This window comes from Streptomyces sp. NPDC060035 (genome assembly GCF_042736635.1).
In the GTDB taxonomy this organism is placed as follows: Bacteria; Actinomycetota; Actinomycetes; order Streptomycetales; family Streptomycetaceae; genus Streptomyces.
Genome location: NZ_JBHWVO010000004.1, coordinates 290539 through 314185, shown reverse-complemented (window position 1 = coordinate 314185; position 23647 = coordinate 290539). Strand labels below are relative to the sequence as shown.

The 23647-nt window shown below is 70.4% G+C and carries 22 protein-coding genes; 19 read left to right on the top strand and 3 right to left on the bottom strand.

Annotated elements, in window-relative coordinates; all coding sequences use genetic code 11:
• The first annotated feature begins 313 nt into the window (after positions 1 to 313).
• The 17 genes from ACFWBQ_RS08625 to ACFWBQ_RS08545 all read left to right on the top strand — a co-directional run bounded on the left by ACFWBQ_RS08625 (position 314) and on the right by ACFWBQ_RS08545 (position 18377).
• Complete coding sequence (locus ACFWBQ_RS08625; protein WP_385485540.1) at positions 314 to 1309, top strand: MBL fold metallo-hydrolase; 996 nt, start codon at positions 314 to 316, stop codon at positions 1307 to 1309.
• 81 nt (positions 1310 to 1390) lie between these two features.
• A complete protein-coding gene (locus tag ACFWBQ_RS08620) occupies positions 1391 to 2830 on the top strand; it encodes an ATP-binding protein (RefSeq protein WP_385485538.1) in 1440 nt (479 codons plus the stop codon).
• Complete coding sequence (locus ACFWBQ_RS08615) at positions 2827 to 3249, top strand: roadblock/LC7 domain-containing protein (RefSeq protein WP_385485536.1); 423 nt, start codon at positions 2827 to 2829, stop codon at positions 3247 to 3249. Before ACFWBQ_RS08620 ends, ACFWBQ_RS08615 begins: the two co-directional genes overlap by 4 nt.
• The gene (locus ACFWBQ_RS08610) at positions 3246 to 3599 is read left to right on the top strand and encodes a DUF742 domain-containing protein (RefSeq protein ID WP_385485534.1); all 354 of its coding nucleotides are present in this window, start codon (positions 3246 to 3248) and stop codon (positions 3597 to 3599) included. The genes ACFWBQ_RS08615 and ACFWBQ_RS08610 overlap by 4 nt, the downstream gene beginning before the upstream one ends.
• On the top strand, positions 3577 to 4191 hold the full coding sequence (locus ACFWBQ_RS08605; RefSeq protein WP_385485532.1) for an ATP/GTP-binding protein: 615 nt from the start codon (positions 3577 to 3579) through the stop codon (positions 4189 to 4191). The genes ACFWBQ_RS08610 and ACFWBQ_RS08605 overlap by 23 nt, the downstream gene beginning before the upstream one ends.
• Positions 4188 to 5495, top strand: coding sequence for a cytochrome P450 (locus tag ACFWBQ_RS08600; RefSeq protein WP_385485530.1), 1308 nt, complete (start codon positions 4188 to 4190; stop codon positions 5493 to 5495). Before ACFWBQ_RS08605 ends, ACFWBQ_RS08600 begins: the two co-directional genes overlap by 4 nt.
• Positions 5496 to 5570: 75 nt before the next feature.
• Positions 5571 to 5978 (top strand): cell division protein SepF, encoded by a 408-nt coding sequence (locus ACFWBQ_RS08595; protein WP_385485528.1) that lies wholly within the window; start codon positions 5571 to 5573, stop codon positions 5976 to 5978.
• A 55-nt stretch (positions 5979 to 6033) separates the two neighbouring features.
• Positions 6034 to 7209 (top strand): ATP-binding protein, encoded by a 1176-nt coding sequence (locus tag ACFWBQ_RS08590; protein WP_385485526.1) that lies wholly within the window; start codon positions 6034 to 6036, stop codon positions 7207 to 7209.
• Positions 7206 to 7565, top strand: coding sequence for a nucleotide pyrophosphohydrolase (locus ACFWBQ_RS08585; RefSeq protein WP_385485524.1), 360 nt, complete (start codon positions 7206 to 7208; stop codon positions 7563 to 7565). Before ACFWBQ_RS08590 ends, ACFWBQ_RS08585 begins: the two co-directional genes overlap by 4 nt.
• Before the next feature lie 124 nt (positions 7566 to 7689).
• Positions 7690 to 8220, top strand: coding sequence for a DUF6099 family protein (locus ACFWBQ_RS08580; RefSeq protein WP_385485522.1), 531 nt, complete (start codon positions 7690 to 7692; stop codon positions 8218 to 8220).
• A 28-nt stretch (positions 8221 to 8248) separates the two neighbouring features.
• Positions 8249 to 9172 carry an LLM class F420-dependent oxidoreductase gene (locus ACFWBQ_RS08575; RefSeq protein ID WP_385485520.1) on the top strand — a complete coding sequence of 308 codons (924 nt, stop codon included), beginning with the start codon at positions 8249 to 8251 and terminating at the stop codon, positions 9170 to 9172.
• Positions 9173 to 9187: 15 nt separating this feature from the next.
• Positions 9188 to 10123 (top strand): homocysteine S-methyltransferase, encoded by a 936-nt coding sequence (gene mmuM / locus ACFWBQ_RS08570; RefSeq protein WP_385485518.1) that lies wholly within the window; start codon positions 9188 to 9190, stop codon positions 10121 to 10123.
• Positions 10124 to 10166: 43 nt separating this feature from the next.
• Positions 10167 to 11666 carry a 3' terminal RNA ribose 2'-O-methyltransferase Hen1 gene (locus ACFWBQ_RS08565; RefSeq protein WP_385485516.1) on the top strand — a complete coding sequence of 500 codons (1500 nt, stop codon included), beginning with the start codon at positions 10167 to 10169 and terminating at the stop codon, positions 11664 to 11666.
• Positions 11663 to 14236 (top strand): polynucleotide kinase-phosphatase, encoded by a 2574-nt coding sequence (locus ACFWBQ_RS08560; RefSeq protein ID WP_385485513.1) that lies wholly within the window; start codon positions 11663 to 11665, stop codon positions 14234 to 14236. The genes ACFWBQ_RS08565 and ACFWBQ_RS08560 overlap by 4 nt, the downstream gene beginning before the upstream one ends.
• A 72-nt stretch (positions 14237 to 14308) precedes the next feature.
• Positions 14309 to 15541 (top strand): arginine deiminase, encoded by a 1233-nt coding sequence (locus ACFWBQ_RS08555; RefSeq protein WP_385485511.1) that lies wholly within the window; start codon positions 14309 to 14311, stop codon positions 15539 to 15541.
• Between the two features lie 121 nt (positions 15542 to 15662).
• Entirely contained in the window at positions 15663 to 16679 is a 1017-nt protein-coding gene (argF, locus tag ACFWBQ_RS08550) for an ornithine carbamoyltransferase (RefSeq protein ID WP_385485509.1), read from the top strand.
• Between the two features lie 225 nt (positions 16680 to 16904).
• Positions 16905 to 18377 (top strand): amino acid permease, encoded by a 1473-nt coding sequence (locus tag ACFWBQ_RS08545; protein ID WP_385485507.1) that lies wholly within the window; start codon positions 16905 to 16907, stop codon positions 18375 to 18377.
• On the opposite strand, the gene ACFWBQ_RS08540 is transcribed toward ACFWBQ_RS08545, so the two are convergent.
• Positions 18337 to 18783, bottom strand: a complete 447-nt coding sequence (locus ACFWBQ_RS08540) for an ATP-binding protein (RefSeq protein ID WP_385485505.1) — start codon at positions 18781 to 18783, stop codon at positions 18337 to 18339. The genes ACFWBQ_RS08545 and ACFWBQ_RS08540 overlap by 41 nt on opposite strands.
• Positions 18784 to 19088: 305 nt before the next feature.
• Here ACFWBQ_RS08540 and ACFWBQ_RS08535 point away from each other — a divergent pair, with 305 nt between their 5' ends.
• On the top strand, positions 19089 to 19916 hold the full coding sequence (locus tag ACFWBQ_RS08535) for an enoyl-CoA hydratase family protein (protein WP_385485503.1): 828 nt from the start codon (positions 19089 to 19091) through the stop codon (positions 19914 to 19916).
• Between the two features lie 4 nt (positions 19917 to 19920).
• Complete coding sequence (locus tag ACFWBQ_RS08530; protein ID WP_385485501.1) at positions 19921 to 22293, top strand: bifunctional salicylyl-CoA 5-hydroxylase/oxidoreductase; 2373 nt, start codon at positions 19921 to 19923, stop codon at positions 22291 to 22293.
• Here the strand turns inward: ACFWBQ_RS08530 and ACFWBQ_RS08525 are convergent.
• Together ACFWBQ_RS08525 and ACFWBQ_RS08520 are read right to left on the bottom strand one after the other, a co-directional pair.
• Positions 22280 to 22771 carry a hypothetical protein gene (locus ACFWBQ_RS08525; protein ID WP_385485499.1) on the bottom strand — a complete coding sequence of 164 codons (492 nt, stop codon included), beginning with the start codon at positions 22769 to 22771 and terminating at the stop codon, positions 22280 to 22282. The genes ACFWBQ_RS08530 and ACFWBQ_RS08525 overlap by 14 nt on opposite strands.
• A 42-nt stretch (positions 22772 to 22813) precedes the next feature.
• Positions 22814 to 23644, bottom strand: coding sequence for a PaaX family transcriptional regulator C-terminal domain-containing protein (locus ACFWBQ_RS08520; protein WP_385485497.1), 831 nt, complete (start codon positions 23642 to 23644; stop codon positions 22814 to 22816).
• Positions 23645 to 23647: the final 3 nt, after the last annotated feature.

Sequence of the window (23647 nt, the reverse complement as noted above, 5' to 3'; positions counted from 1 at the left end):
AATTCATGCATGAACAAGCATGGTGATGGTGGATCAAGAGGCCGTCGACCAACTGTTTTCGGCCATGCTCAGCGGGTAGTCGGCTCAATCGGGTTCTGTTGCAACCTGGTGGGTATCTGCCGTGAGGCGCGAAGCCGAAGGGGGGTATTCCTTGGAAAGAGCGGAAAGTCCTCCGTGTGTCAGGGGCCGGGTGACCCCGGACGGTCACCGCAGTGCGATGTACCGCAGGACGGAGGGGCGGTTTTGCGTCATTGAACCCTCGAGTTGGCCGAGTTCGAACGCGCGGCCGGATCGCTGTCGGCATAATCGCCCCATGTCGATCACGGGTGGGGACGTCGTTGGCCTCGGCGCGGGCTTGTACGCCTGGCTGCCGCCGAAGCGGGGCTGGGGGCTGGCCAACTGCGGTCTGCTCGTGTCTCCGCGCGGGGCGCTCTGGATCGACACCCCGTACGACCCGGTGCTGGCCGGACAGTTCCTGGCGGAGAGCGAGAAGCGGCTGCCCGACGGGGTGACCATCGACCGTGTGATCGTCACGCACGCCAATGGCGACCACTTCTGGGGCGCCGGTGTGCTTCCGGACGCGGAGATCATCGCGACGCGCGAGGCGCGGGAGCACATCCACTACGAGCCCACCCCGAAGCAGCAGCACGCACTCGTGGCAGGCAGCGATCCGGCCACGCCCCTCGGCGCGTACCTCGGCCGCCACTTCGGTGAGTTCGACTGGTCGGCCACCGAACCCGTGCAGCCGACGACGTACTTCACCGGGGAGCTCGAACTGACTCTGGGGGAGTACGCCGTCCAGGTGTCGGCCCTGCCGCCCGCCCACACCACCGGCGACCTGATCGTCCATCTGCCCGCGCAGAGAACCGTGTTCAGCGGTGACGTCATCTTCTCCTCCACCCCGGAGCAGCCGGGCGATCACCCGGTCCACTGGGCCGGTCCCCTGAGCAATGTGATCGCTGCCTGCGAGCAGGTGCTGGCCACCGGAGCCGAGGTGATCGTGCCCGGCCACGGGCCGGTGCTCGATCGGGCCGGCGTGCGGGAGCACATCGGCTATCTCTCCTACGTACGCGAGCGCGCCCACGCCTTCCACACGGCGGGAGTGCCCGCAACCGAGGCCGCACGCCGCGTGATCGGCGAAGGCCGCTACCCCGTACTGGGCCTGCCCGAGCGGCTGGTGGTGACCATCGGGAGTGAGTACCGGCACCTGGACGGCTCCGAACTGCCCGGCGTCCTGCAGGTGATGTCCGATGTGGCGGCGCTCGCTCACGAGATCGCGCGGGGAACATCCGGCGGCGAGCCGGAGTGACCGTGTGCCGGAGCGACAGCCAGGAGTCCCGCCGCCCCGCGGCGCGCGCCCTTTGCCCGACAAGAGAGACACGGTGACGCTGTGGTGGCATGGATCGTGGCGCTGGTAGCCGTCATCACGGCGGTAACGGCCGGCGTACGGGCTCATCAGGCGGGCCGCGACGCCTACGGGGCTTTTGCGCGCGCCGAACTGGCCGACCGTCAGGCAAGGGCGGCCGAGGCCCGCACACTGGCCCTCACCGAGGAGATTCGCCAGCTGGCCGAGAAACGGATACCCGCCGCGGCGACCGCCCTCTCCCACTCGACCGCAGCGGTCCCCGGACTGCGGGAGGCGGCCGGGATCGAGGGCGACGCCGCGCGTCTGCTGACCGAGGCCGTACAGGCCGCGCGTACCGCGGTCATGGAGGAGCGAGGGCGCGTCGACGCGGCCGCCCGGTCGGCCATGAGGGGCACGTCCGCCAAGATCCAGTCGCTGCTCAACCAGTCGCAGCACCTGCTGCAGGAGCTCCAGCACGAGTACGACGATCCGCGGATCCTGCAGCTCGACTTCCGTAACGAACTGGCGCTGCGCCGCACCCAGGCCACCGCCGTGCTCTGCGACGCCTGGCCGGGGCTCGCCCGGCAGAACTCCTCGCTCGTCGAGGTCGTTCTCGGCGCCCAGTCCCGGGTCCCGGGCTACGAGCGGATCAAGGTCGCCAACCATCTGCGCCAGGAGCGGCTCGCGCTGGTCGCCCGGGCCGCCGAACCCCTCGCGATCGCACTCGCGGAACTGCTGGCCAACGCGACGGCGTACTCGCACCCGGACACCGAGGTGCCTGTGACGGTCCAGCAGACGGCGGGGCGGGGCGCCCTGGTCCTCGTCGACGACGCCGGAATCGGCATGGACGACGACGCGCTGAAACGGGCCCGCGCACTGCTGGCAGGGCCCTCGGAGGTGCTGCTGACCGAGCTGGGGGATCCGCCGCAGACCGGATTCGCCGTGGTGGGACGGCTCGTAGCGCGGTACGGCTTCAGCTGCCACATCGAGTCGTCGCCGTACGGGGGCATGCGCACGATGCTGCGCATTCCTGCCCATCTGCTGACCGTGATCGACGACGACCGCACCCTGTCCGTGCTCGCGCCGAAGCCGGTGCACGCGCGGGCGGTCGCGGCCGGTGCGGGTGCCGGTGACACGGCCGGCAGCACGGACCGCAGCCCGGCAAGCGACGAGGCCGGCACCGAGGACGATTCCGCCACCCCCGCGGCCTTTCCGGACGAGCGCCCCTCCGAGCTGCCCAGTCGGCGCCGTAGGAACCGCCGGACGTCTTCCCCGGACCCTGCCACGGCCGCACCGGACGCGGCGGACGAGCCCGTGCTCCGTACGCCCGAACAGGCAGGAGCATCCTGGACCGCGCTCCAGCAGGGCACCGTCAGCGGCAGGAAAGCGCCGGCAGCCGCAGAACCCACCGGAGCCGCAGAACCTTCCGCAGCCCCGGCACGCTCAGCATCCTCATCGGACGACCAAGGAGACGACGAGACGTGAGCACCACTCCCACCACCGGTGATCTCGCCTGGGTGCTGACCCCGCTGCTGGAACTGCCCGGCGTCCAGCACGCCGTGGTCGCCACCGGCGACGGGCTCGTCGAGGGCGCTTCGCCCGGCCTGGACCGTGCGTCCGCCGAGCGCGTCGCCGCGATGACGGCCACCATGCACGCGGCCGCCCGTGCCTTCACCACCGCCTTCACCGAGGCGGAGTCCCCACGGCTGGCGCAGACGGTCGTGGAGTCCGAACTGGGCTTCGCCATCGTCGTACCCGCGGGCAGGAACACCACCCTCGCCCTGTTCGCGGCCCCCGACGCACACCTGGGCAACATCGCTTACCAGATGCAGGTCCAGGTAACCGCGCTGACCCGGGCGATGCACGCCCCCACCCGCCTGCCGGACGCTGCCACCCGGCCATGACCCCCGGCCCAGGACGCCGCCTGATTCCCGCGTATCTGGTCACCGGTGGCCGCTCCACGCCCACCGGTCCCGCTCTCGACCGGCTCGCCGTGCTCGTCCGTACGGATGCGGCTCTGCCGCCGGGCACCGGTTCCGAGCAGCGCAGACTGTGCGAACTCCTGGAGCCGGGAGCTCTCACCGTCATCGAGTGCGCCGCACATCTGGACCTTCCGGCCAGCGCCACGGTCTTCCTGGCCACGGACCTGGTGGCCACCGGACATCTGCACGCTCGACCACCGATCCCCAGCGCCGGTGAGATCGACCGTTCGCTCGTCGAGAGGCTGCTCGTTGGACTCCGTTCCCTCCACTGACCGGGGCGGCATCGGCTACCTGCCGAGTGCTGCCGAGACCCTGATGAAACTTGTCGTCACGGGTCCCTTCGGCGTGGGCAAGACAACCCTGATCCGTACCCTGTCGGAGATTCCGACCCTGCACACGGAAGAGGCGATGACGCAGTCCAGCACCGGGCTGGACGACACCGCCGGGCTTCCGGACAAGACCACGACCACGGTCGCCATCGACTTCGGACGGCTGACCGTCCAGGACGATCTGGTGCTCTACATGTTCGGCACCCCGGGCCAGGAGCGCTTCTTCCCTCTCTGGGAGGACATCGCGCGCGGCGCCCTCGGTGCCCTCGTGATGGTGGACACCCGCCGTCTCAAGGACTCCTTCGCCGTCATGGACATGGTGGAGGAGCAGGGGCTGCCGTACGCCGTGGCCGTGAACTGTTTCCCCGACGCCCCCGTCCACACCGACGAGGTCCTGCGCCAGCATCTCGACCTCGCACCGGGCACCCCGCTCGTACAGTGCGACGCCCGCGAACGACGCGGCAGCATCAACGCCCTGATCGCCCTCGCCGAACATGCGCTGACCTGCCTGCCCCAGTCCCAGGACCCGTCATGACCGCGTACACACCGGGCACAGTGCCCGCAGCCCGCACCTCTCCCTACGAGCCGCTCGAGCTGTACGGACCGGGCTTCGCCGCCGATCCGCACGGCCACTACCGTGAACTGCGCGCCCAGGGGCCGCTGGCCCGGGTCCGTATCGCTCCCGGAATCGACGCCCTGCTGGTCACGGACTACCAGGCCGCCGTCGACCTGCTGCGCGACACCGACACGTTCACCAAGGACCCGCGCGCCTGGCAGGCAGGTGTGCCGGCCGACTCGCCGGTCCTGCCCGTGCTCGGCTACCGGCCCACCGCGCTCTTCTCCGACGGCTCCGTCCATGCCCGGTACCGCGACGCGATCAACGACACCCTCGCCCTGATCGAGCCGCATCTGCTGAGGACGGAGGTGGCCCGGGTCGCCCAACAGCTCATCGGCGCCTTCTCGGCCACCGGCAGCGGTGATCTCATCGCCCAGTACGCCAGACCTCTCCCCCTGCACATCTTCACCGCCTCTTTCGGGGTGCCGCCGAAGGACAGCGAGAGGATCGTCCACGGCATCGCCGCAATGATGAACTCCGCCGAGGGTGCGGCAGCGGCGTACGCCGACCTCGTCGGCGTCGTGACCGGCCTCGTGGCCGACCGGCGTGCGCGGCCGGGGCACGACCTCACGTCGTATCTGCTCGCGCATCCGGCAGCCCTGGACGACAACGAAGCAGTGCGACAGATCACACTGATCATGAGCGCCGGCCACGATCCGACGACCAATCTGATCGGCAACGCACTGCTCCACATGCTCGGCGACACCGGGCACACCGGATCCCTGCGCGGCGGTGCGACGACCGCCCAGGAAGCGATCAACGAAGTGCTGTGGCGGGACCCGCCGATGGCCAACCTGGGGGCCCACTACCCGCGGCACGACACCGAGTTCCACGGTGTTCCGCTCCGCGCGGGGCAACTGGTCATGGTCTCCTTCGCAGCCGCCAACACGCAGTCACTGCCTGCTCTTTCGGATGTCGCTGTGCGTTCTGGAACGGGTGCCCATCTCGCCTGGTCGACGGGGCCGCACCGGTGCCCGGCGAAGCAGCCCGCGCTACTGATGGCGATGACCGCGATCGAGCAGCTCACCAGCCAGCTCTGCGACCTCGAACTGGCTGTCGATGCCACCGAGCTGATCTGGCGACCGGGTCCCTTCCACCGTGCGCCGGCTCATCTCCCGGTCCGTTTCACCCCTCTCGACACCCTCCCCGAGGCGGACACCCGTACGGCGCAGGACGGTGTCGATCACGCCGCGACCCGTGTCGGTGGTACGCCGAACGGGTGAGGGGCGAGAGAATTGCCCGATGAACAGCGAGCGCAGCCGGCGCACAGCCAACCGGCTTACGGACGGGGTGGTTCTGTGAGCAGGTACGACAGGTACGACAGATACGACGCCACCGACGAACAGTGGGAAGGGCTCGCCCAGGTCGTACCGCTGAGGGGGCGTAACGAATGGCCCTCCCGGGTCGACCACCGTTCGGTCCCGGACCAGCGGGACTCGGTCGAGCAGCGTCGGCTGGTCGTACTGAGGGTCCAGGTGTTCGCGGACGCGCGCGAGGTGGCCGAGTACCTGGTGGCGCAGATTCCGGTGCTCCTCGATCTGACCGGCGCCGAGACCGACGTGGCCAAGCGGATTCTGGACTTCAGCAGCGGCGTGGTCTTCGGACTGGGCAGCGGGATGCACCGCGTCGACCGCAACGTCTTTCTGCTCGCGCCCGTCGGCATGGAGGTCGAGGGCGTCACCGCGGCGGGCGTCCCTCAAACGTAGGAAGGTCGTGCGGGCGGAACGGTTCGCCGGTCGGCGGCGTGCGTACGGTCCGTTCATGACTGTGATCTCCACGGGGGCCACCACCCCGACGCGGACCGGTGTGCCGGCCCGTCCCGCCCGCCCCTTCGTCAGCGAACTGAGGCTTGCCGCCTTCGCCTCGTACCGCCGTGCAGTGATTCCCCTCGGCCCGGTCACCCTGCTGACCGGGGCGAGCGGCAGCGGGAAGACGACTGCCCTGCGCGCGTACGAGGCACTGGCGCGGCTCGCTTCCGGCGACCCGCTGGAGGAGGTCTTCCCGGACCCAGGGGCCTGGGTGCCCGAACGGGCCGGGGCGGATGCGCAGGGACGGCGGGGATTCAGGCTCGGGTGCACCGTGGAGGGCCCGGCCGGTCCGGTGAGACTGGACCTCGCCGTCCAGGCCGAGCCCACCCTCCGCATGGTCGGCGAGCGGCTCATGGACGGCGGCGAGACGCTGCTGACCACGGCTCTGCGGGATCCGGGGCGCTCCACCGTCCAGGCGGCCTGGCACACCGCGGGCGTGGTCCCCGTGACGCGGGCCCCGTTCCCCGACGACCGGCTCGGTACGGCGCTGCTGCCGCTGCGGGTCGCGGGAACCACGGACGGGCAGTTACGGGTACTGGCCGCCGCCGAGCAGGTGGTGGTGGCACTGCGGTCGGCCTTCGCCTGCGACCCGCAGCCGCATCGGATGCGTGCGGCGGTGCCGGTCGGGGAAGGGCGGCTGAGGTCCTGCTGCGACAACCTCGCCGAGGTGCTCCACCGCACACACACCCAGTGCGCTCAACGGCATGCCCGGCTGGTCGCCACCGCGGACACCGGGTGTGCGGGACCGGTGACGGGACTGACCGTCGAACGTCTCGCGGGCGGAGCCGTGCAGGCGAGGGCGGAGCGCGGAGCCGGGTACAGCACGCCCGTGGGCCGTCTCGGCGACGGTGAGCTCAGGTATCTGGCATTCGCCCTCGTGCTGCTGACCGGTCCTCATGTGCTGGTGGTGGATCCGGCGGCGGAGGTGCCGTCGGCCATGCAGGCGCTCACGGTCCTGGCCGACGGGCTCGACCGGAGCCTGGATGCGCGGCAGACGCGTGAGCTGCTGGCGCTGGCGGCCTCGATCTGCGCGGACGGGCACATCCGGCTGCTGGGCACCGTCACGGAAGCAACCGCGGCACCGGCCCGTGGGACGGTGGGTGTGACAGTGGTAGACCTGGCACCGTGACGGAACTCGATGTAGCTGAACTGCAGCGCCGACTGGTCGACTTCGCGGCGGCACGGGCCTGGCAGCAGTACCACACCCCGAAGAACCTGGCGGTCGCGCTGAGCGTCGAGGCCTCCGAACTCGTCGAGATCTTCCAGTGGCTCACACCGGAGCAGTCGGCGCGGGTGATGGAGGATCCCGGTACGGCGCACCGGGTCGCGGACGAGGTCGCGGACGTTCTGGCCTATCTGCTGCAGTTCTGCGAAGTGCTCGGTGTCGACCCGCTGGCGGCGTTGGCGGCCAAGATCGACCGGAACGAGCTGCGCTTCCCGGCGCCGAAACCCACTGAACTCCACGATCGTCACTCTTCGGAGTGATCGACTTGTTCACAGTCGACTTCCTGTCCACAGATTTCCGATTTCCTCTAGCTTTCCGGTGCCGTTCACTTCACTGTGGGTAATGAAAGAGGTGAGCGGGTTTTCGCAACGACGGGGGAATCACATGGAAGCGGAGCGGCTTATCGAGGCCGGACGGCGAGCTCTGGCGGCGAGCCGGGGGACACCGGCCATCATGGCGGAGGCCTGGCAGGCGCAGGCTCTCGCCCGGACGGTGGGCGGACAGCTGGTGCGCTGCGGACCGGCGGAGTTACGGACCGAGGCGCGCGGGCTCAGCGAGATCGGCGGACGGGGCGCCGCGGTGCTCGACCACCCGATGGTCCCGGCCGGGGCTGCACGGGCGGCGCAGCTCTCCGAAGTGGCCGATGTGTCAGCGACCTTGAGCGCACTCGGGCTGTTGCTCGGCGATGTGGGCATCGCGTTGGTCGGCGTTGCCTGCGACACGGAGGAGGACGGGCTCTATTGGCAGTGCATCGAGGCGATAGATGCCGTCGACGAGTCGATCGACCATGTGTACGGAATGCTCAGACGGCTCGCCGAACAGGAGCAGGAGCGGGAACAGGCGCAGGGCCGGGAGCGTGACGGTCCGTACGGAGTGATCCGCGGGCCGGCCGGCTTCGTGGCCGGCCAGTCGTGAGCCGGACCCGAAGGTGCAGGATGGAGGTATGGATCTTCGAATCTTCACCGAGCCCCAGCAAGGGGCCGACTACGACACCCTGCTCACTGTCGCCAAGGCCGCCGAGGACCTCGGCTTCGACGCCTTCTACCGCTCGGACCACTATCTGCGCATGGGTTCCGGGGACGGGCTGCCCGGACCGACCGACGCCTGGATCACCCTGGCAGGTCTGGCCCGCGAAACGAAGCGGATCCGGCTCGGCACGCTGATGACGGCAGGCACCTTCCGGCTGCCCGGAGTGCTGGCCATCCAGGTGGCGCAGGTCGACCAGATGTCCGGCGGCCGGGTCGAGCTGGGCCTGGGCGCGGGCTGGTTCGAGGCGGAGCACAAGGCGTACGGCATTCCGTACCCGAAGGAGAAGTTCGGCCGGCTGGAGGAGCAGCTGGCGATCGTCACCGGTCTGTGGGGGACCGAGGTCGGCAAGACCTTCAACTACGACGGCACGTACTACCAGCTCACCGACTCACCTGCGCTTCCCAAGCCGGCCCAGGCGAAGGTGCCGGTCCTGATCGGCGGGCACGGTGCGGTCCGCACCCCGAGGCTGGCCGCACAGTACGCGGACGAGTTCAACATCCCCTTCGCGTCGATCGAGGACAGTGAGAAGCAGTTCGGCCGCGTCAGGGCGGCGGCCACGGCGGCCGGCCGTGCCCCGGACGACCTGGTGTACTCCAACGCCCTGGTGGTCTGCGCCGGGAAGAACGACGCGGAGGTGGCGCGACGGGCGTCCGCGATCGGCAGGGACGTCGAGGACCTCAAGGCGAACGGCCTGGCGGGCTCGCCCGACCAGGTGGTCGACAAGATCGGCCAGTACGCCGCGATCGGAGCATCCCGCATCTATCTGCAGATCCTTGACCTGCACGACCTGGAACATCTGGAACTGATCTCGTCGCAGGTCCAGGCCCAGCTGAGCTGAGAGGAAGGAGTAGCTGTGCAATCCGCCCGGACTTCCCACGAGCCGCCCGGCCGTACGCTCGGCGACGCGCTCGCCGACAGCACTGTTCTGCTGGACGGAGGTCTCTCCAACCAGCTGGCGGCGCAGGGGTGCGATCTGTCCGACACGCTGTGGTCGGCCCGGCTCCTGGCCGATGCACCCCAGCAGATCGAGGCCGCCCACGCGGCCTATGTGCGGGCGGGTGCACAGGTGCTCATCACCGCCAGCTATCAGGCGACGTTCGAAGGGTTCGGGCGTCGCGGGATCGGGCGGGACCGGGCCGCGGAGCTGATGGCCGGCAGCGTGGAGCTGGCACGCCGGGCCGGGGCCGGGACCCGGCGGGAGGTCTGGGTCGCCGCCTCGGTCGGACCGTACGGGGCGATGCTCGCGGACGGCAGCGAGTACCGGGGCCGCTACGGGCTGAGCGTCCGCGAGCTGGAGCGCTTCCACCGCCCCAGGGTGGAGACACTGGCTGCGGCGGGCCCAGATGTGCTGGCTCTGGAGACGGTACCGGACATCGACGAGGCCGAGGCGATGCTGCGGGCGGTTCATGAGTGCCCCGTTCCCGTCTGGCTCTCCTACAGCGTGGCGGGTGACCGGACCAGGGCGGGTCAGCCGCTCGAGGAGGCGTTCGGGCTCGCCGCGGGCAACGACCGGGTGGTGGCCGTCGGGGTCAACTGCTGCGATCCGGCAGACGCGGACCGTGCGGTGGAGGTGGCGGCGGCCGTGACCGGGAAGCCTGTCGTCGTCTACCCGAACAGCGGCGAGGAGTGGGATGCCGCAGGCCGGAGGTGGACCGGGGAAGGCACCTTCGACCCGGGGCGGGTGCGGGACTGGCAGCGGGCCGGCGCCCGGCTGATCGGGGGCTGCTGCCGGGTCGGCCCGTCCGAGATCGCCGAGCTGGCCGCTCTGCAAGGACTGATCAGACCCTGAAAATGCCTGGTAGGGGATGGGGTGCAGGGCCATACTCGGACGGGTGTTCCTGACTATCAGCACGACCGGCACCCCTGAGCGTCCCGCCACCGATCTCGGCTTTCTGCTGCACAAGCATCCCGAGAAGGCGCAGACGTTCTCCACCTCGCACGGCACCGCGCATGTCTTCTACCCCGAGGCATCCTTGGAGCGCTGCACGGCCGCGCTCCTGCTGGAGGTGGATCCGGTGGCGCTGGTGCGGCGCGGCAAGGGCAAGGGCCGGGGTGGCGCCCCCGACGCGGCGCTCGCGCAGTACGTCAACGACCGGCCGTACGCGGCGTCGTCCCTGCTCTCGGTAGCCATGACGACGGTGTTCAAGTCCGCGCTGAACGGGGTGTGCCGCGCCATGCCCGAGCGGGTCCAGGAGTCCCTGCCGCTGCGCATCGAAGTGCCCGCGCTGCCGGCACGGGGCGGCGTCGAACTGGTGCACAAGCTCTTCGGGCCGCTCGGCTGGAGGAGCGTGGAGGCCGTGGCCGTACCGCTGGACGAGAAGTTCCCGGAGTGGGGCGACTCGCGCTACGTCCGGCTCGTGCTGGAGGGGGAGTTGCGGCTCGCGGACGCGCTGCGCCAGCTCTATGTGCTGTTGCCGGTGCTCGACGACGCCAAGCACTACTGGGTCGCGCCCGACGAGGTGGACAAGCTGTTGCGGGCGGGCGAGGGCTGGCTGGCCGAGCACCCCGAGCAGCGGCTGATCACCAGCCGCTATCTCTCCCGCCGCTGGGGCCTGACCCGGCAGGCGATGGAACGGCTCGAACTGGTACGGCTCGCCGAGTCGGACGACCTGGAGGTGGAGAGCGTCGACAACGCCGTGGACGAGACCACCGACACCGAGGAGAAGCCGGTGCCGCTCGCCGAGCAGCGCCGTGCGGCGATCCTGGAGGCACTGCGCGCCGCCGGGGCGAGCCGAGTGCTTGACCTGGGCTGTGGACAGGGCCAGTTGGTGCAGGCGCTGCTCAAGGACGTGCGTTTCACGGAGATCGTCGGGGTCGATGTGTCGATGCGTGCCCTGACGATCGCCTCACGCAGGCTGAAGCTGGACCGGATGGGGGAGCGGCAGGCCGGGCGGGTCACGCTCCGGCAGGGCGCACTCACGTACACCGACAAGCAGCTGAAGGGGTATGACGCGGCGGTGCTCAGCGAGGTGATCGAGCACCTCGACCTGCCGCGGCTGCCGGCGCTGGAGTACGCGGTGTTCGGTTCGGCGCGGCCGCAGACCGTGCTCGTGACCACGCCGAACGTCGAGTACAACGTTCGCTGGGAGACGCTCCCGGCCGGACATGTGCGCCACGGCGACCACCGTTTCGAATGGACCAGGGAGGAATTCCGGGACTGGGCGCGGCAGGTGGCCGAGCGCCACGGCTACGGCGTCGCGTTCGTACCTGTGGGGCCGGACGACCCCGAAGTGGGGCCGCCCACACAGATGGCCGTGTTCACGATGTCCGTGGCGAACGAATCGGCCGACGAGAAGACGGACGAGATGACGAAGGAGGCGAAGGCCGCATGACCAGTACCTCTCGCACGCTGCCGGTGACCGACCTCTCTCTCGTCGTGCTCATCGGCGCCAGCGGATCGGGCAAGTCCACCTTCGCCCGCAAGCACTTCAAGCCCACCGAGATCGTCTCCTCGGACTTCTGCCGTGGCCTCGTCGCCGACGACGAGAACGACCAGAGCGCGAGCCGTGACGCCTTCGACGTCCTGCACTACATCGCGGGCAAGCGCCTCGCCGCCGGGCGGCTCACCGTCGTCGACGCCACCAACGTGCAGTCCGAGAGCCGCAAGCAGCTCGTGCAGCTGGCCAGGGAGTACGACGTGCTGCCCATCGCCATCGTGCTCGACCTGCCGGAGGAGGTCTGCCTCGCGCGCAACGCGACCCGCCCCGACCGCGCGGACATGCCCCGCCATGTCGTCCAGCGCCACCGACGCGAGCTGCGCCGCTCGCTGCGCGGGCTGGAGCGCGAGGGCTTCCGCAAGGTGCATGTCCTGCGTACCGAGGAGGAGGCCGAGAGCGCCGAGGTCGTCCTGGAGCGCCGCTACAACGACCTCCGTCACCTCACGGGTCCCTTCGACATCATCGGCGACATCCACGGTTGCAGCTCCGAGCTGGAGTCCCTGCTCGGCAAGCTCGGATACACCGACGGCGCGCACCCCGACGGGCGCACTGCGGTGTTCGTCGGCGACCTCGTCGACCGCGGTCCTGACAGCCCCGGCGTGCTGCGCCGCGTCATGTCCATGGTGTCGGCGGGCAACGCCCTGTGCGTCCCGGGCAACCACGAGAACAAGCTCGGCCGCTACCTCAAGGGAAGGCAGGTCCAGGTCAGATACGGCCTCGCCGAGACCATCGAGCAGCTGGAGCGGGAGGACGCCGAGGACCCGGAATTCCGGGAGCGGGTCAAGGAATTCATCGACGGGCTGGTCAGCCACTACGTCCTGGACGGCGGCAAGCTGGTCGTCTGCCACGCGGGCCTGCCCGAGAAGTACCACGGGCGCACCTCGGGGCGGGTCCGTTCGCATGCGTTGTACGGGGACACGACCGGCGAGACCGACGAGTTCGGCCTGCCCGTGCGCTACCCGTGGGCAGAGGACTACCGCGGCCGTGCGGCCGTGGTCTACGGCCACACCCCGGTGCCCACCACCTCCTGGGTCAACAACACCCTGTGCCTGGACACCGGAGCGGTCTTCGGCGGGAAGATGACCGCGCTGCGCTGGCCGGAGCGCGAGATCGTCGACGTACCGGCCGAGCAGGTCTGGTACGAGCCGGTGAAGCCGCTGACCACCGAGGCGCCCGGAGGCAGGGAGGGGCGCCCGCTCGACCTCGCCGATGTGCAGGGCCGCCGCATCGTGGAGACCCGGCACATAGGCCGTATCGCGGTGCGCGAGGAGAACGCGGCGGCGGCCCTCGAGGTGATGAGCCGGTTCGCCGTCGACCCGAGACTGCTGGCCTACCTCCCGCCGACGATGGCCCCGACCGCGACCTCCCACAAGGAGGGCTTCCTCGAGCATCCGGCCGAGGCCTTCGCGCAGTACCGGGCGGACGGCGTCACCAAGGTCGTCTGCGAGGAGAAGCACATGGGCTCGCGTGCGGTTGCCCTGGTCTGCCGCGACGCGGACACGGCCCGTGAGCGCTTCGGCGTCGGGGGCACCTCCCACGCCTTCGGCTCCGGGGGAGGCCCCACCGGGGCGCTGCACACCCGCACCGGCCGGCCGTTCCTGGACGACGTGGCGCTCACCGAGGTGATCCTCGGCAGGCTGCGCACGGCCGTCACCGCCGCCGGGCTCTGGGAGGAGTGGCACACGGACTGGGTTCTGCTGGACGCCGAGCTGATGCCCTGGTCCCTCAAGGCGGCCGGGCTGCTGCGCTCGCAGTATGCGGCGGTGGGCGCCGCATCGGGTGCGGTCCTTCCCGTGGCGGGCGACGCCCTGGCCGCGGCGGCTGCCCGCGGTGTGGACGTCGGGGCTCTTGCCGGACGCCAGCAGGAGCGGGCCGCGGACGCCGCGGCCTTCACCGAGGCCTACCGCCGCTACTGCTGGAGCACCGAGGGGCTCGACGGTGTCCGCCTCGCACCGTTCCAGATCCTTGCCGTGCAGGGCCGCTCGCTGGCCTCCGTACCGCACGACGAGCAGCTGGCGTGGCTGGACCGGCTGGTCGAGCACGACCCGACCGGGCTGCTCCAGGTCACCCGGCGCCTCGTCGTCGACACCGGCGACGAGGACTCCGTGCGCTCCGGCACCGACTGGTGGCTGGAGATGACGGGGCGCGGCGGCGAAGGCATGGTCGTCAAGCCGCTCGGCGCGCTCGTACGGGACGGGAAGGAGCGGCTCGTCCAGCCGGGCATCAAGGTCCGTGGCCGGGAGTACCTGCGGATCATCTACGGCCCCGAGTACACGCGTCCGGAGAATCTGGACCGGCTGCGTTCGCGGTTCCTCGGCCACAAGCGGTCGCTGGCCCTGCGGGAGTACGCCCTCGGCCTGGAGGCACTGGACCGGCTGGCCGACGGAGAGCCCCTGTGGAGGATCCACGAGGCGGTCTTCGCGGTACTGGCCCTGGAGTCCGAGCCGGTCGACCCCCGGCTGTAGCTCCCGGGCACGACCGGGAAACGGTTGGCGATTCGCAGGGTGAACGGTGCTCCGCGCGGTGAGGATGGAGGCATGGGATTCCATGTCGATTCCGAGGCCGGGCGGCTGCGCCGCGTCATCCTGCACCGCCCCGATCTGGAGCTGAAGCGGCTCACCCCCAGCAACAAGGACGCGCTCCTGTTCGACGACGTGCTGTGGGTGCGCCGCGCCAGGGAGGAGCACGACGGCTTCGCCGATGTGCTGCGCGACCGTGGCGTGGAGGTCCACTTCTTCGGTGATCTGCTCCGTGAGTCCCTCGACATCCCGGTGGCGCGGCGGCTCGTGCTCGACCGGGTTTTCGAGGAGAAGGAGTACGGGCCCCTCGCCACCGAGCATCTGCGCGCCGCATTCGAGGAGCTGTCCGCCGCCGAGCTGACCGAGGCGCTGGTCGGCGGGATGACCAAGCGGGAGTTCCTGGAGCGGCACGCCGAGCCGACGTCCGTCCGCTTCCATGTCATGGACCTGGACGACTTCCTCCTCAACCCCCTGCCCAACCACCTCTTCACCCGCGACACCTCGGCATGGATCTACGACGGGGTGTCCATCAACGCGATGCGCTGGCCGGCCAGGCAGCGCGAGACCGTGCACTTCGAGGCCATCTACCGGCACCATCCGCTGTTCACCGGCCCGGAGGCAGGCGTCTTCCACCACTGGTCCGAGGGACAGCACGACTACCCGTCCACCATCGAGGGCGGCGACGTCCTCGTGATCGGCCGGGGCGCCGTCCTGATCGGGATGAGCGAGCGCACCACTCCGCAGGCCGTGGAGATGCTCGCCAGGGGTCTCTTCGACGCCGGGTCGGCCCGGACGATCGTGGCGCTCGACATGCCCAAGCGTCGCGCGTTCATGCACCTCGACACGGTGATGACGATGATCGACGGGGACACGTTCACTCAGTACGCCGGGCTGGGGATGCTCCGTTCCTACACGATCGAGCCGGGCAGCGGCCCCCGTGAGCTGAAGGTCACCGACCATCCGCCCGAGCACATGCACCGGGCCATCGCCGCCGCGCTGGGCCTGGACACGATCCGGGTGCTGACCGCCACCCAGGACGTCCATGCGGCCCAGCGTGAGCAGTGGGACGACGGCTGCAATGTGCTGGCCGTGGAACCCGGGGTCGTCGTCGCGTACGAGCGCAATGCCACCACCAACACCCATCTGCGCAAGGAGGGCATCGAGGTCATCGAGATCCGCGGCAGTGAGCTGGGGCGCGGCAGGGGCGGTCCGCGCTGCATGAGCTGTCCGGTGGTGCGCGACCCGGTGTGAGCCGCCCGGAGGCGCGCGCGACCCCTGTGAGACCCCACCGCTCTGTATATCAATGCGGAGTCTCGTATAGACTTCCAGGGTTCTGTACACGTGCCCTCAGCCCGACCCGGGAGCAGTCACCATGGCCATAGACCTCGCAGGCCGCCACTTCATCAAGGAGCTGGATTTCACGGCCGAGGAGTTCCGCGGCCTGATCGCCCTGGCTGCCGAGCTCAAGGCCGCCAAGAAGGCGGGCGAGGAGGTGCAGCGGCTGCGTGGGAAGAACATTGCGCTGATCTTCGAGAAGACCTCGACCCGCACCCGTTGCGCCTTCGAGGTGGCCGCCGCCGACCAGGGCGCCTCTACGACGTACCTCGATCCCTCCGGCTCCCAGATGGGCCACAAGGAGTCGGTCAAGGACACTGCTCGAGTGCTCGGCCGGATGTTCGACGGCATCGAGTTCCGCGGCGACAGTCAGGAGTCGGTCGAGGAGCTGGCGGCGCATGGCGGTGTCCCTGTCTTCAACGGGCTCACCGACGACTGGCACCCCACCCAGATGCTCGCCGACATCCTCACGATGACCGAGCACAGCGAGAAGCCGCTGGAGCAGCTGTGCTTCGCCTACCTCGGTGACGCCCGCTTCAACATGGGCAACTCCTACCTGATCACCGGCGCCCTGCTCGGTATGGACGTCCGGATCGTCGCGCCCGAGGCCTACTGGCCCGCCCGGGAGATCGTGGAGCAGGCCAACAAGCTCGCGGAGTCCAGCGGTGCGCGCATCACCCTCACCGAGGACGTCGCCGAAGGTGTCCGTGGCGCCGACTTCGTCGCCACCGATGTCTGGGTCTCCATGGGTGAGCCCAAGGAGGTCTGGGACGAGCGGATCGCAGCGCTCGCGCCGTACTCCGTGACCATGGACGTCCTGCGGGCCAGCGGCAACGACGGCGTCAAGTTCCTGCACTGTCTCCCGGCCTACCACGACCTCGGTACGAAGGTGGCCAGGGAGATCCACGAGCGCCACGGCCTCACCGCGCTGGAGGTCACCGAGGAGGTCTTCGAGTCCGGGCACTCCGTCGTCTTCGACGAGGCCGAGAACCGGATGCACACGATCAAGGCCGTCCTCGTGGCCACCCTGGCCGGCCAGGGGTGGAACGCATGAGCATGCACCCGATTGGGTGAACATGCGTGGTAGCGCCTACGATGGTGCTACTTGGTGGGGTTCGGGCTCGCACGCTCGAACCCCATTTCTGTGGGCTTGGACCGAGCTCTCCCCACAGGCTCTCCGGTCCTCCCCGCAGGCTCCCGGGTCCTTCCCGCAGGCTCCCGGCCCCCCCTCGCAGGCGCCCCACGCTTCACGCTCCACGAGAGAAGAGAACGTCCCCCCATGAGTGCCGTCCCCTCCCCCCGGACACCCCTGAGCCCGCCACGATCGAGCCGGGCGCGTATCAAGAGCCCCGACCTGCTGGTCGCCGAGTCCGGTGCCGACCTGGAGGGGCACGGCCTCCGGCGCACCATGGGGCTGTTCCAGCTCGTGTGCTTCGGGGTCGGTGCGATCGTCGGCACAGGGATCTTCGTCGGCCTGTCCGACAGCGTCGCCGAAGCGGGCCCCGCGGTGGTGGTCTCCTTCGTCCTTGCCGCGATCACCTGCATCTTCACCGCCTTCTCCTTCGCCGAGCTCGGTGGCGCCATCCCGGTCTCCGGCAGCTCGTACTCGTTCGCCTACGCCGCGCTGGGGGAGCGCACCGCGTTCCTCGTGGGCTGGTGCCTGCTGCTGGAGTACGGCGTCTCGGTCTCGGCGGTCGCGGTCGGCTGGAGCCAGTACGTCAACGAGCTGCTGAACAGCATCTTCGGCTGGGAACTGCCGGCCGCCCTCTCCTCGGGGCCCGCGGACGGGGGAGTGGTCAACCTGCCGGCGGTCGTCGTGATCATGATGGCCGCCACCCTGCTGGTGCGCGGCATCAGGGAGAGCGCGGGGGCCACGGCCGCGATGGCGGTTCTCAAGCTCGGCATCCTGGTCGCGTTCTGCGTGATCGCCTTCACCGCGTTCGAGGACGGAAACCTCTCCCCGTTCGCTCCCGAAGGCGTGGCCGGGGTCACCGCCGGTGCGTCGCTGGCGTTCTTCTCGTACATCGGCTTCGACGCCATCACCACCGCGGGCGAGGAGGTCAAGAACCCCCGGCGGAACATCCCGATCGCGATCATGATCTGCATCGGCCTCGTCACGCTGCTCTACTGCGCGGTCGCCCTCGGGGCCATCGGCGCCCTGGGTGCGGACGCCGTGTCCGACAAGCCGGCCGCGCTCTCGCTGGTCGTCGACCAGGTCACAGGCTCCACGGTCGGCGGCGGGATCATCGCCTTCGGAGCGGTCGTCGCGATCGCGTCGGTCGTGCTCGCGGTGATGTACGGGCAGACCCGGATCCTGCTGTCGATGTCCCGTGACGGGCTGATCCCCCGGGTCTTCGAGCGCGTCTCGCCCCGGACGCACACGCCGGTGGCCAACACCTGGATCGTGGCGGCTCTCTTCGCGGTTCCGGCGGCCTTCTCGTCGCTCGACGTCGTGGTGAACCTGACGACGATCGGCACCCTGGCCGTCATGGCGGTGGTGAACGTCGCGGTGATTGCGCTGCGTCGGCGCAATCCGGAGCTGAAGCGCTCCTTCCGGGTGCCGCTCTACCCGCTCAGTCCGGTCCTGGGCGTCGCTTTCTGCCTGTATCTGATGTACGGGACGGGCTGGTCGACCTGGGTGCAGTTCGTGGTCTTCCTGGCGGTCGGCGCCCTCGTGTACGCGGGCTACGGCCGCAGCCGGTCGAGGCTGGTCAGGCCCGAGGGGCCGGCGGCGGTACCGACGGAAGGGTGAACCAGACCGCCTTGCCGTGCTCGGTGGCGCGGTGACCGCAGGCGGAGCTGAGGGTGCGGATCAGGAGCAGTCCGCGGCCGTGCTCCTGCCAGGGGTCCGGCTCGCTGCCGGGCGGGGGGCGCGACAGGTCGCCGGGCGGCCCGGGGTCGCGGTCGTGGACCTCCACCTGGCAGCCGGTCGCCATGAGCTCCACGACCAGCTCGATGGGCCCCGCGCCGTCGGTGTGCTCCACGGCGTTGGCGACCAGTTCCGCCGTGAGGAGCTCGGCGGTGTCGCTGTCCGCCGGTGCGTCGATGTCCGCCAGCGCCGTACGGATGAGGGCACGGGCGATCGGCACGGCAGCAGTGGAGTGCGGCAGTGCGACGCGCCAGGAGGCGGGCACGGGGGCGGGGGCGTCGGGCGGCAAGGCGGGTTTCCGTTCGGGAGCGGGACATCCTGCACCGGACTTCCCTGCCGGAAGGCTTTACCGGAGGGCTGTACCGGGACGTCTGTACGGAGAGGTTCTGCACCGAAAGTTCGGTACCAGGACTTCCTGGGTTCAACCTTACGAAGTGCACCGCCTCAGACATAGGGGCGGTCGACCGGCACAAAAGGGACCTTCGCCACATCGGTCCGACGGATCGCTTATCGCGTACTCATGACGGAAGTCATGTATGAGTGATAACTTCGAAGCGGATCACAGCAGCCCGACGGCTGAAGGGGACCCCCTCCATGAGCCCGTTCACCGGTTCCGTCCCGCATACGGAGCGATGGCAGCACCTGCGGCTGACGAGGCAGGACGGGGTGGCGACCGTCACCCTGGCCCGGCCGGAGAAGCTCAACGCACTCACCTTCGGCGCCTATGCCGACCTGCGCGACCTCCTTGCCGAGCTCTCTCGCGAACGCTCCGTGCGCGCGCTCGTGCTCGCAGGCGAGGGACGCGGATTCTGCTCCGGCGGCGATGTCGACGAGATCATCGGTGCCACGCTCGCCATGGACACCGCGCAGCTCCTCGACTTCAACCGGATGACCGGGCAGGTCGTACGGGCCCTGCGGGAGTGCCCCTTCCCCGTCATCGCCGCCGTGCACGGGGTCGCCGCCGGGGCCGGGGCGGTTCTCGCCCTCGCCGCCGACTTCCGCGTCGCCGATCCCTCCGCCCGCTTCGCTTTCCTTTTCACCAAGGTGGGTCTCTCCGGCGGCGACATGGGGGCCGCCTACCTCCTTCCGCGCGTCGTCGGCCTCGGCCACGCCACCCGGCTCCTGATGCTCGGTGAACCCGTCCGCGCACCCGAGGCCGAGCGCATCGGAATGATCAGTGAGATGGCCGAGGAGGGCAGGGCCGACGAACGGGCCGCGGAGCTCGCCCGCCGGCTCGCGGACGGCCCCGCACTCGCCCTCGCCCAGACCAAAGCACTGCTCACCGCCGAGCTCGACATGCCGCTCGCCGCCTCCGTCGAACTGGACGCCGCCACCCAGGCCCTCCTCATGAACGGCGACGACTACGCCGAGTTCCATGCCGCCTTCACGGAGAAGCGGCCGCCGAAGTGGCAGGGCCGGTAGCGCGATGCCCTCCTCCGCTCCGGGTGTTCCGGGCACTCATGGCACGTCGGGCACGGGACGGATCGCGGTCATCGGCGGCGGACCCGGCGGGCTCTACGCCGCGGTCCTCCTCAAGCGGCTCGACCCCCGGCGCGAAATCACCGTCTGGGAGCGCAACGCACCCGACGACACATTCGGCTTCGGTGTGGTCCTCTCCGACGAGACGCTCGGCGGCATCGAGCACGCCGACCCCGTCGTGTACCGGGCGCTGCGGGACGAGTTCGTCCGCTGGGACACCATCGACATCGTCCACCGGGGCGCCACCCAGACCTCGGGCGGCCACGGTTTCGCCGCGCTGGGCCGCCGCCGGCTCCTGCAGATCCTGCATGCGCGCTGCGCGTCCCTGGGCGTACGCCTCCGCTTCGGGACCGAGGCCCCGCCCGCCGCCGAGCTCGCTGCCCGCCACGACCTCGTCATCGCCGCCGACGGCGTGCACAGCGCCACCCGCGAGGCCCACGCCGGCCACTTCGGCCCGCGGATCTCCACCCACCGCAACCGGTACATCTGGCTCGCCGCCGACTTCGCGTTCGACGCCTTCCGCTTCGAGATCGCCGAGACCGAGTACGGCGTGATGCAGCTGCATGCCTACCCCTTCTCCCGTCCGACGCCCGACCACCACCCCTCGACGAGGCCCTTGGGGCCGCCGAACGATTCCGGCGCCTCCACCGTCATCGTCGAGATGCGCGAAGAGGTCTGGCGGGCCGCCGGCCTCGACACCTGCGACGCCGCCGAGTCGACCGAACGCTGCGCCAAGGTCTTCGCCGAAGCCCTCGGCGGCCGGCCGCTGCGCTCCAACAACTCCTCCTGGCTCACCTTCGCCACCGTCACCAACACCCGCTGGGCCCACGGAAACACGGTCCTCATCGGCGACGCCGCGCACACCGCGCACTTCTCCATCGGCTCCGGCACCAAACTCGCCGTCGAGGACGCCCTCGCGCTGGCCGCCTGCATCGAGGAACAGCCCGACCTGCCCACTGCCCTCGCCGCGTACGAGGCCGAGCGCCGCCCGGTCGTCCTGTCCACCCAGCGCGCTGCGGCGGCCAGCCTGCGCTGGTTCGAGGAACTCCCGCTGTACGTGGACCAGCCGCCCCGGCGGTTCGCCTTCAACCTCCTCACCCGCAGCCGTCGCGTGACCCACGGCAACCTGCGGCTGCGCGACTCCGACTTCACCGGAGCCGTCGAGGAGGAGTTCGGCTGCCCGTCCGGCACCCCGCCGATGTTCACCCCGCTACGGCTGCGCGGCCTCGAACTCCGTAACCGCGTCGTCGTCTCACCCATGGACATGTACGTCGCCGTGGACGGCTTGCCCGGAGACTTCCACCTCGTCCACCTGGGCGCCCGCGCACTCGGCGGCGCCGGGCTCACCATGACCGAGATGGTGTGCGTGAGTCCCGAAGGCCGCATCACCCCCGGCTGCACCGGCCTGTGGACCGATGAACAGGCCGCTGCCTGGAGCAGGATCACCCGTTTCGTCCACGACGCCGCCCCCGGCGCCGCGATAGGCGTCCAGCTCGGGCACTCCGGCCGCAAGGGCTCCACGAAACTGATGTGGGACGGCATCGACCAGCCGCTGGACGAGGGAGGCTGGCCGGTGAGCGCCGCCTCCCCGATCCCGTACGCACCGGGAGTCGGCCAGATCCCGCGCGCCCTGGACCGGGCCGGGCTCGACACGGTCCGTACCCAGTTCACCGACGCGGCCCGGCGGGCCGTCCGCTGCGGATTCGACCTCCTCGAACTGCACTGCGCGCACGGCTATCTGCTCTCCGGCTTCCTCTCCCCCCTCACCAACCGGCGCACCGACGCCTACGGGGGGCCGCTGGAGAACCGCCTCCGCTTCCCCCTGGAGGTCTTCGACGCGGTCCGCGAAGTGTGGCCCGAGGACCGGCCCATGACCGTCCGGATCTCCGCCACCGACTGGGCGGAGGGCGGCACGAGCGCCGAGGACGCCCTCGGGATCGCCCGCGCCTTCGCGGCTCACGGCGCGGACGCCATCGACGTCTCCACCGGCCAGGTCGTCCCCGGTGAACGCCCCGAGTACGGCCGCTCCTACCAGACCCCGTACGCCGACAGGATCCGCAACTCCTTGGACGTCCCCGTCATCGCGGTCGGCGCCATCTCCTCCTGGGACGACGTCAATTCGCTGCTCCTCGCCGGCCGCGCCGACCTCTGTGCCCTGGCCCGCCCGCATCTGTACGACCCGCACTGGACCCTGCACGCGGCGGCCGAGCAGGGGTACGGCGGACCGGGCGCGCCCTGGCCCCTTCCGTACCGTGCGGGCAGCCGCACCCCGCCGACGGGCCGCACCGACGCACCCCGGCCCCGGCTCACCCTGGGCTGAGCGTCAGGCATTCGTGGCAGCGGCAGGGCAGGGGATGAGGTCCGCCGCCCCACGAGGTGGTGCGGTACTCGGCCGCGAGCCGTTCGAGCAGGGCGGCCAGCTCCGCGGCGTCCTCCCGGCTCTTCCAGCAGCCGCCCGCGCCGGCCTCGTCGCAGAGCCGCAGCACGGTCGGGCTGTGGACCGGTACGGCGCGGAAGGTGTGCAGGTTGCGCGTCGCCATGTCGATGGTGATGTACGTGCCCGTGTGGCGCCCGCGTCCGATCGTGGTCAGCTGCTCGTGGCCCATCCCCGGGTAGGTCGCGATCACATGCACCTTCGAGCCGCCCCGGTAGGACTTGGTGCCCGGCCGCAGCTCCTGCCCACCGTCCCCGTACCGCCGCCATCGCACCACATTCGCGGCGACCAGCCAGGCCTGCTCCGGCGGCGCCGGTGGGTCCCCGTCCGTCGTACCGACGTCATCAGTGAAGGTCCAGGTCATGCCTCATCCTGCCGGGTCAGCAGCCTTTGGGGCACCCGGATTTCATCCGGTCGCGGGTTCTGCCCCCACGAACTGCGATCCGGCGTCCCGCAGTTGTGTGTGCAGGCGCCCGAACACCTCGGCCGAGCGGCCGCCGGGCCAGTCCTTGGGCAGCAGTTCCTCGGGCAGTCCGGGATCCGCGTACGGCAGCCGCCGCCAGGAATCCAGGGCGAGGAGATAGTCCCTGTAGGCATCCTCCGGATCCGGCGCGCTCCCGCCGGACCGTGCCTCCCAGCCCTGCAGCACGGGTTCCTGCTGCTCCAGGAAGTCCAGATGGAGCCGGGCGACGGCGTCCAGGTCCCACCAGCGCGCCACCGACTCCTTCGTCGCGGCGAAACCGAGGTGTTCGCCGCGGAACAGCTCCACGTAAGGGGCGAGTTCCAGCCGCTCCAGGGTGTGCCGCGTCTCCTCGTACAGTCCGGCGGGCGCGATCCACACCCCCGGGGCGGCAGAGCCGAAGCCGAGGTGGCCGAGGCGGGAGCGCAGCAGGTGCCGCTTGTGGCGTTCGGCCTCCGGTACGGAGAAGACGGCGAGCACCCAGCCCTCCTGGAGCCCGGGCGCCGGATGCCGGTAGATCCGCCGGTCGCCGTCGTCCAGCAGCTGACGGGCATCGGGCGACAGGGCGTACCCGGCCGCCCCGTCCGCCGTACGGGCGGGGACGAGCAGCTCGCGGCGCTTGAGCCGGGAGACGGAGGAGCGTACGGACGGGGCGTCGACGCCGACGGCGTGCAGCAGCCGGATCAGCTCGGACACCGCCAGCGGGGCGTTGCCGGGAGAGCGACCGTAGGCGCCGTAGAGGGTGACGATCAGGGAACGGGGAGTGTGCTCGGCCACGAG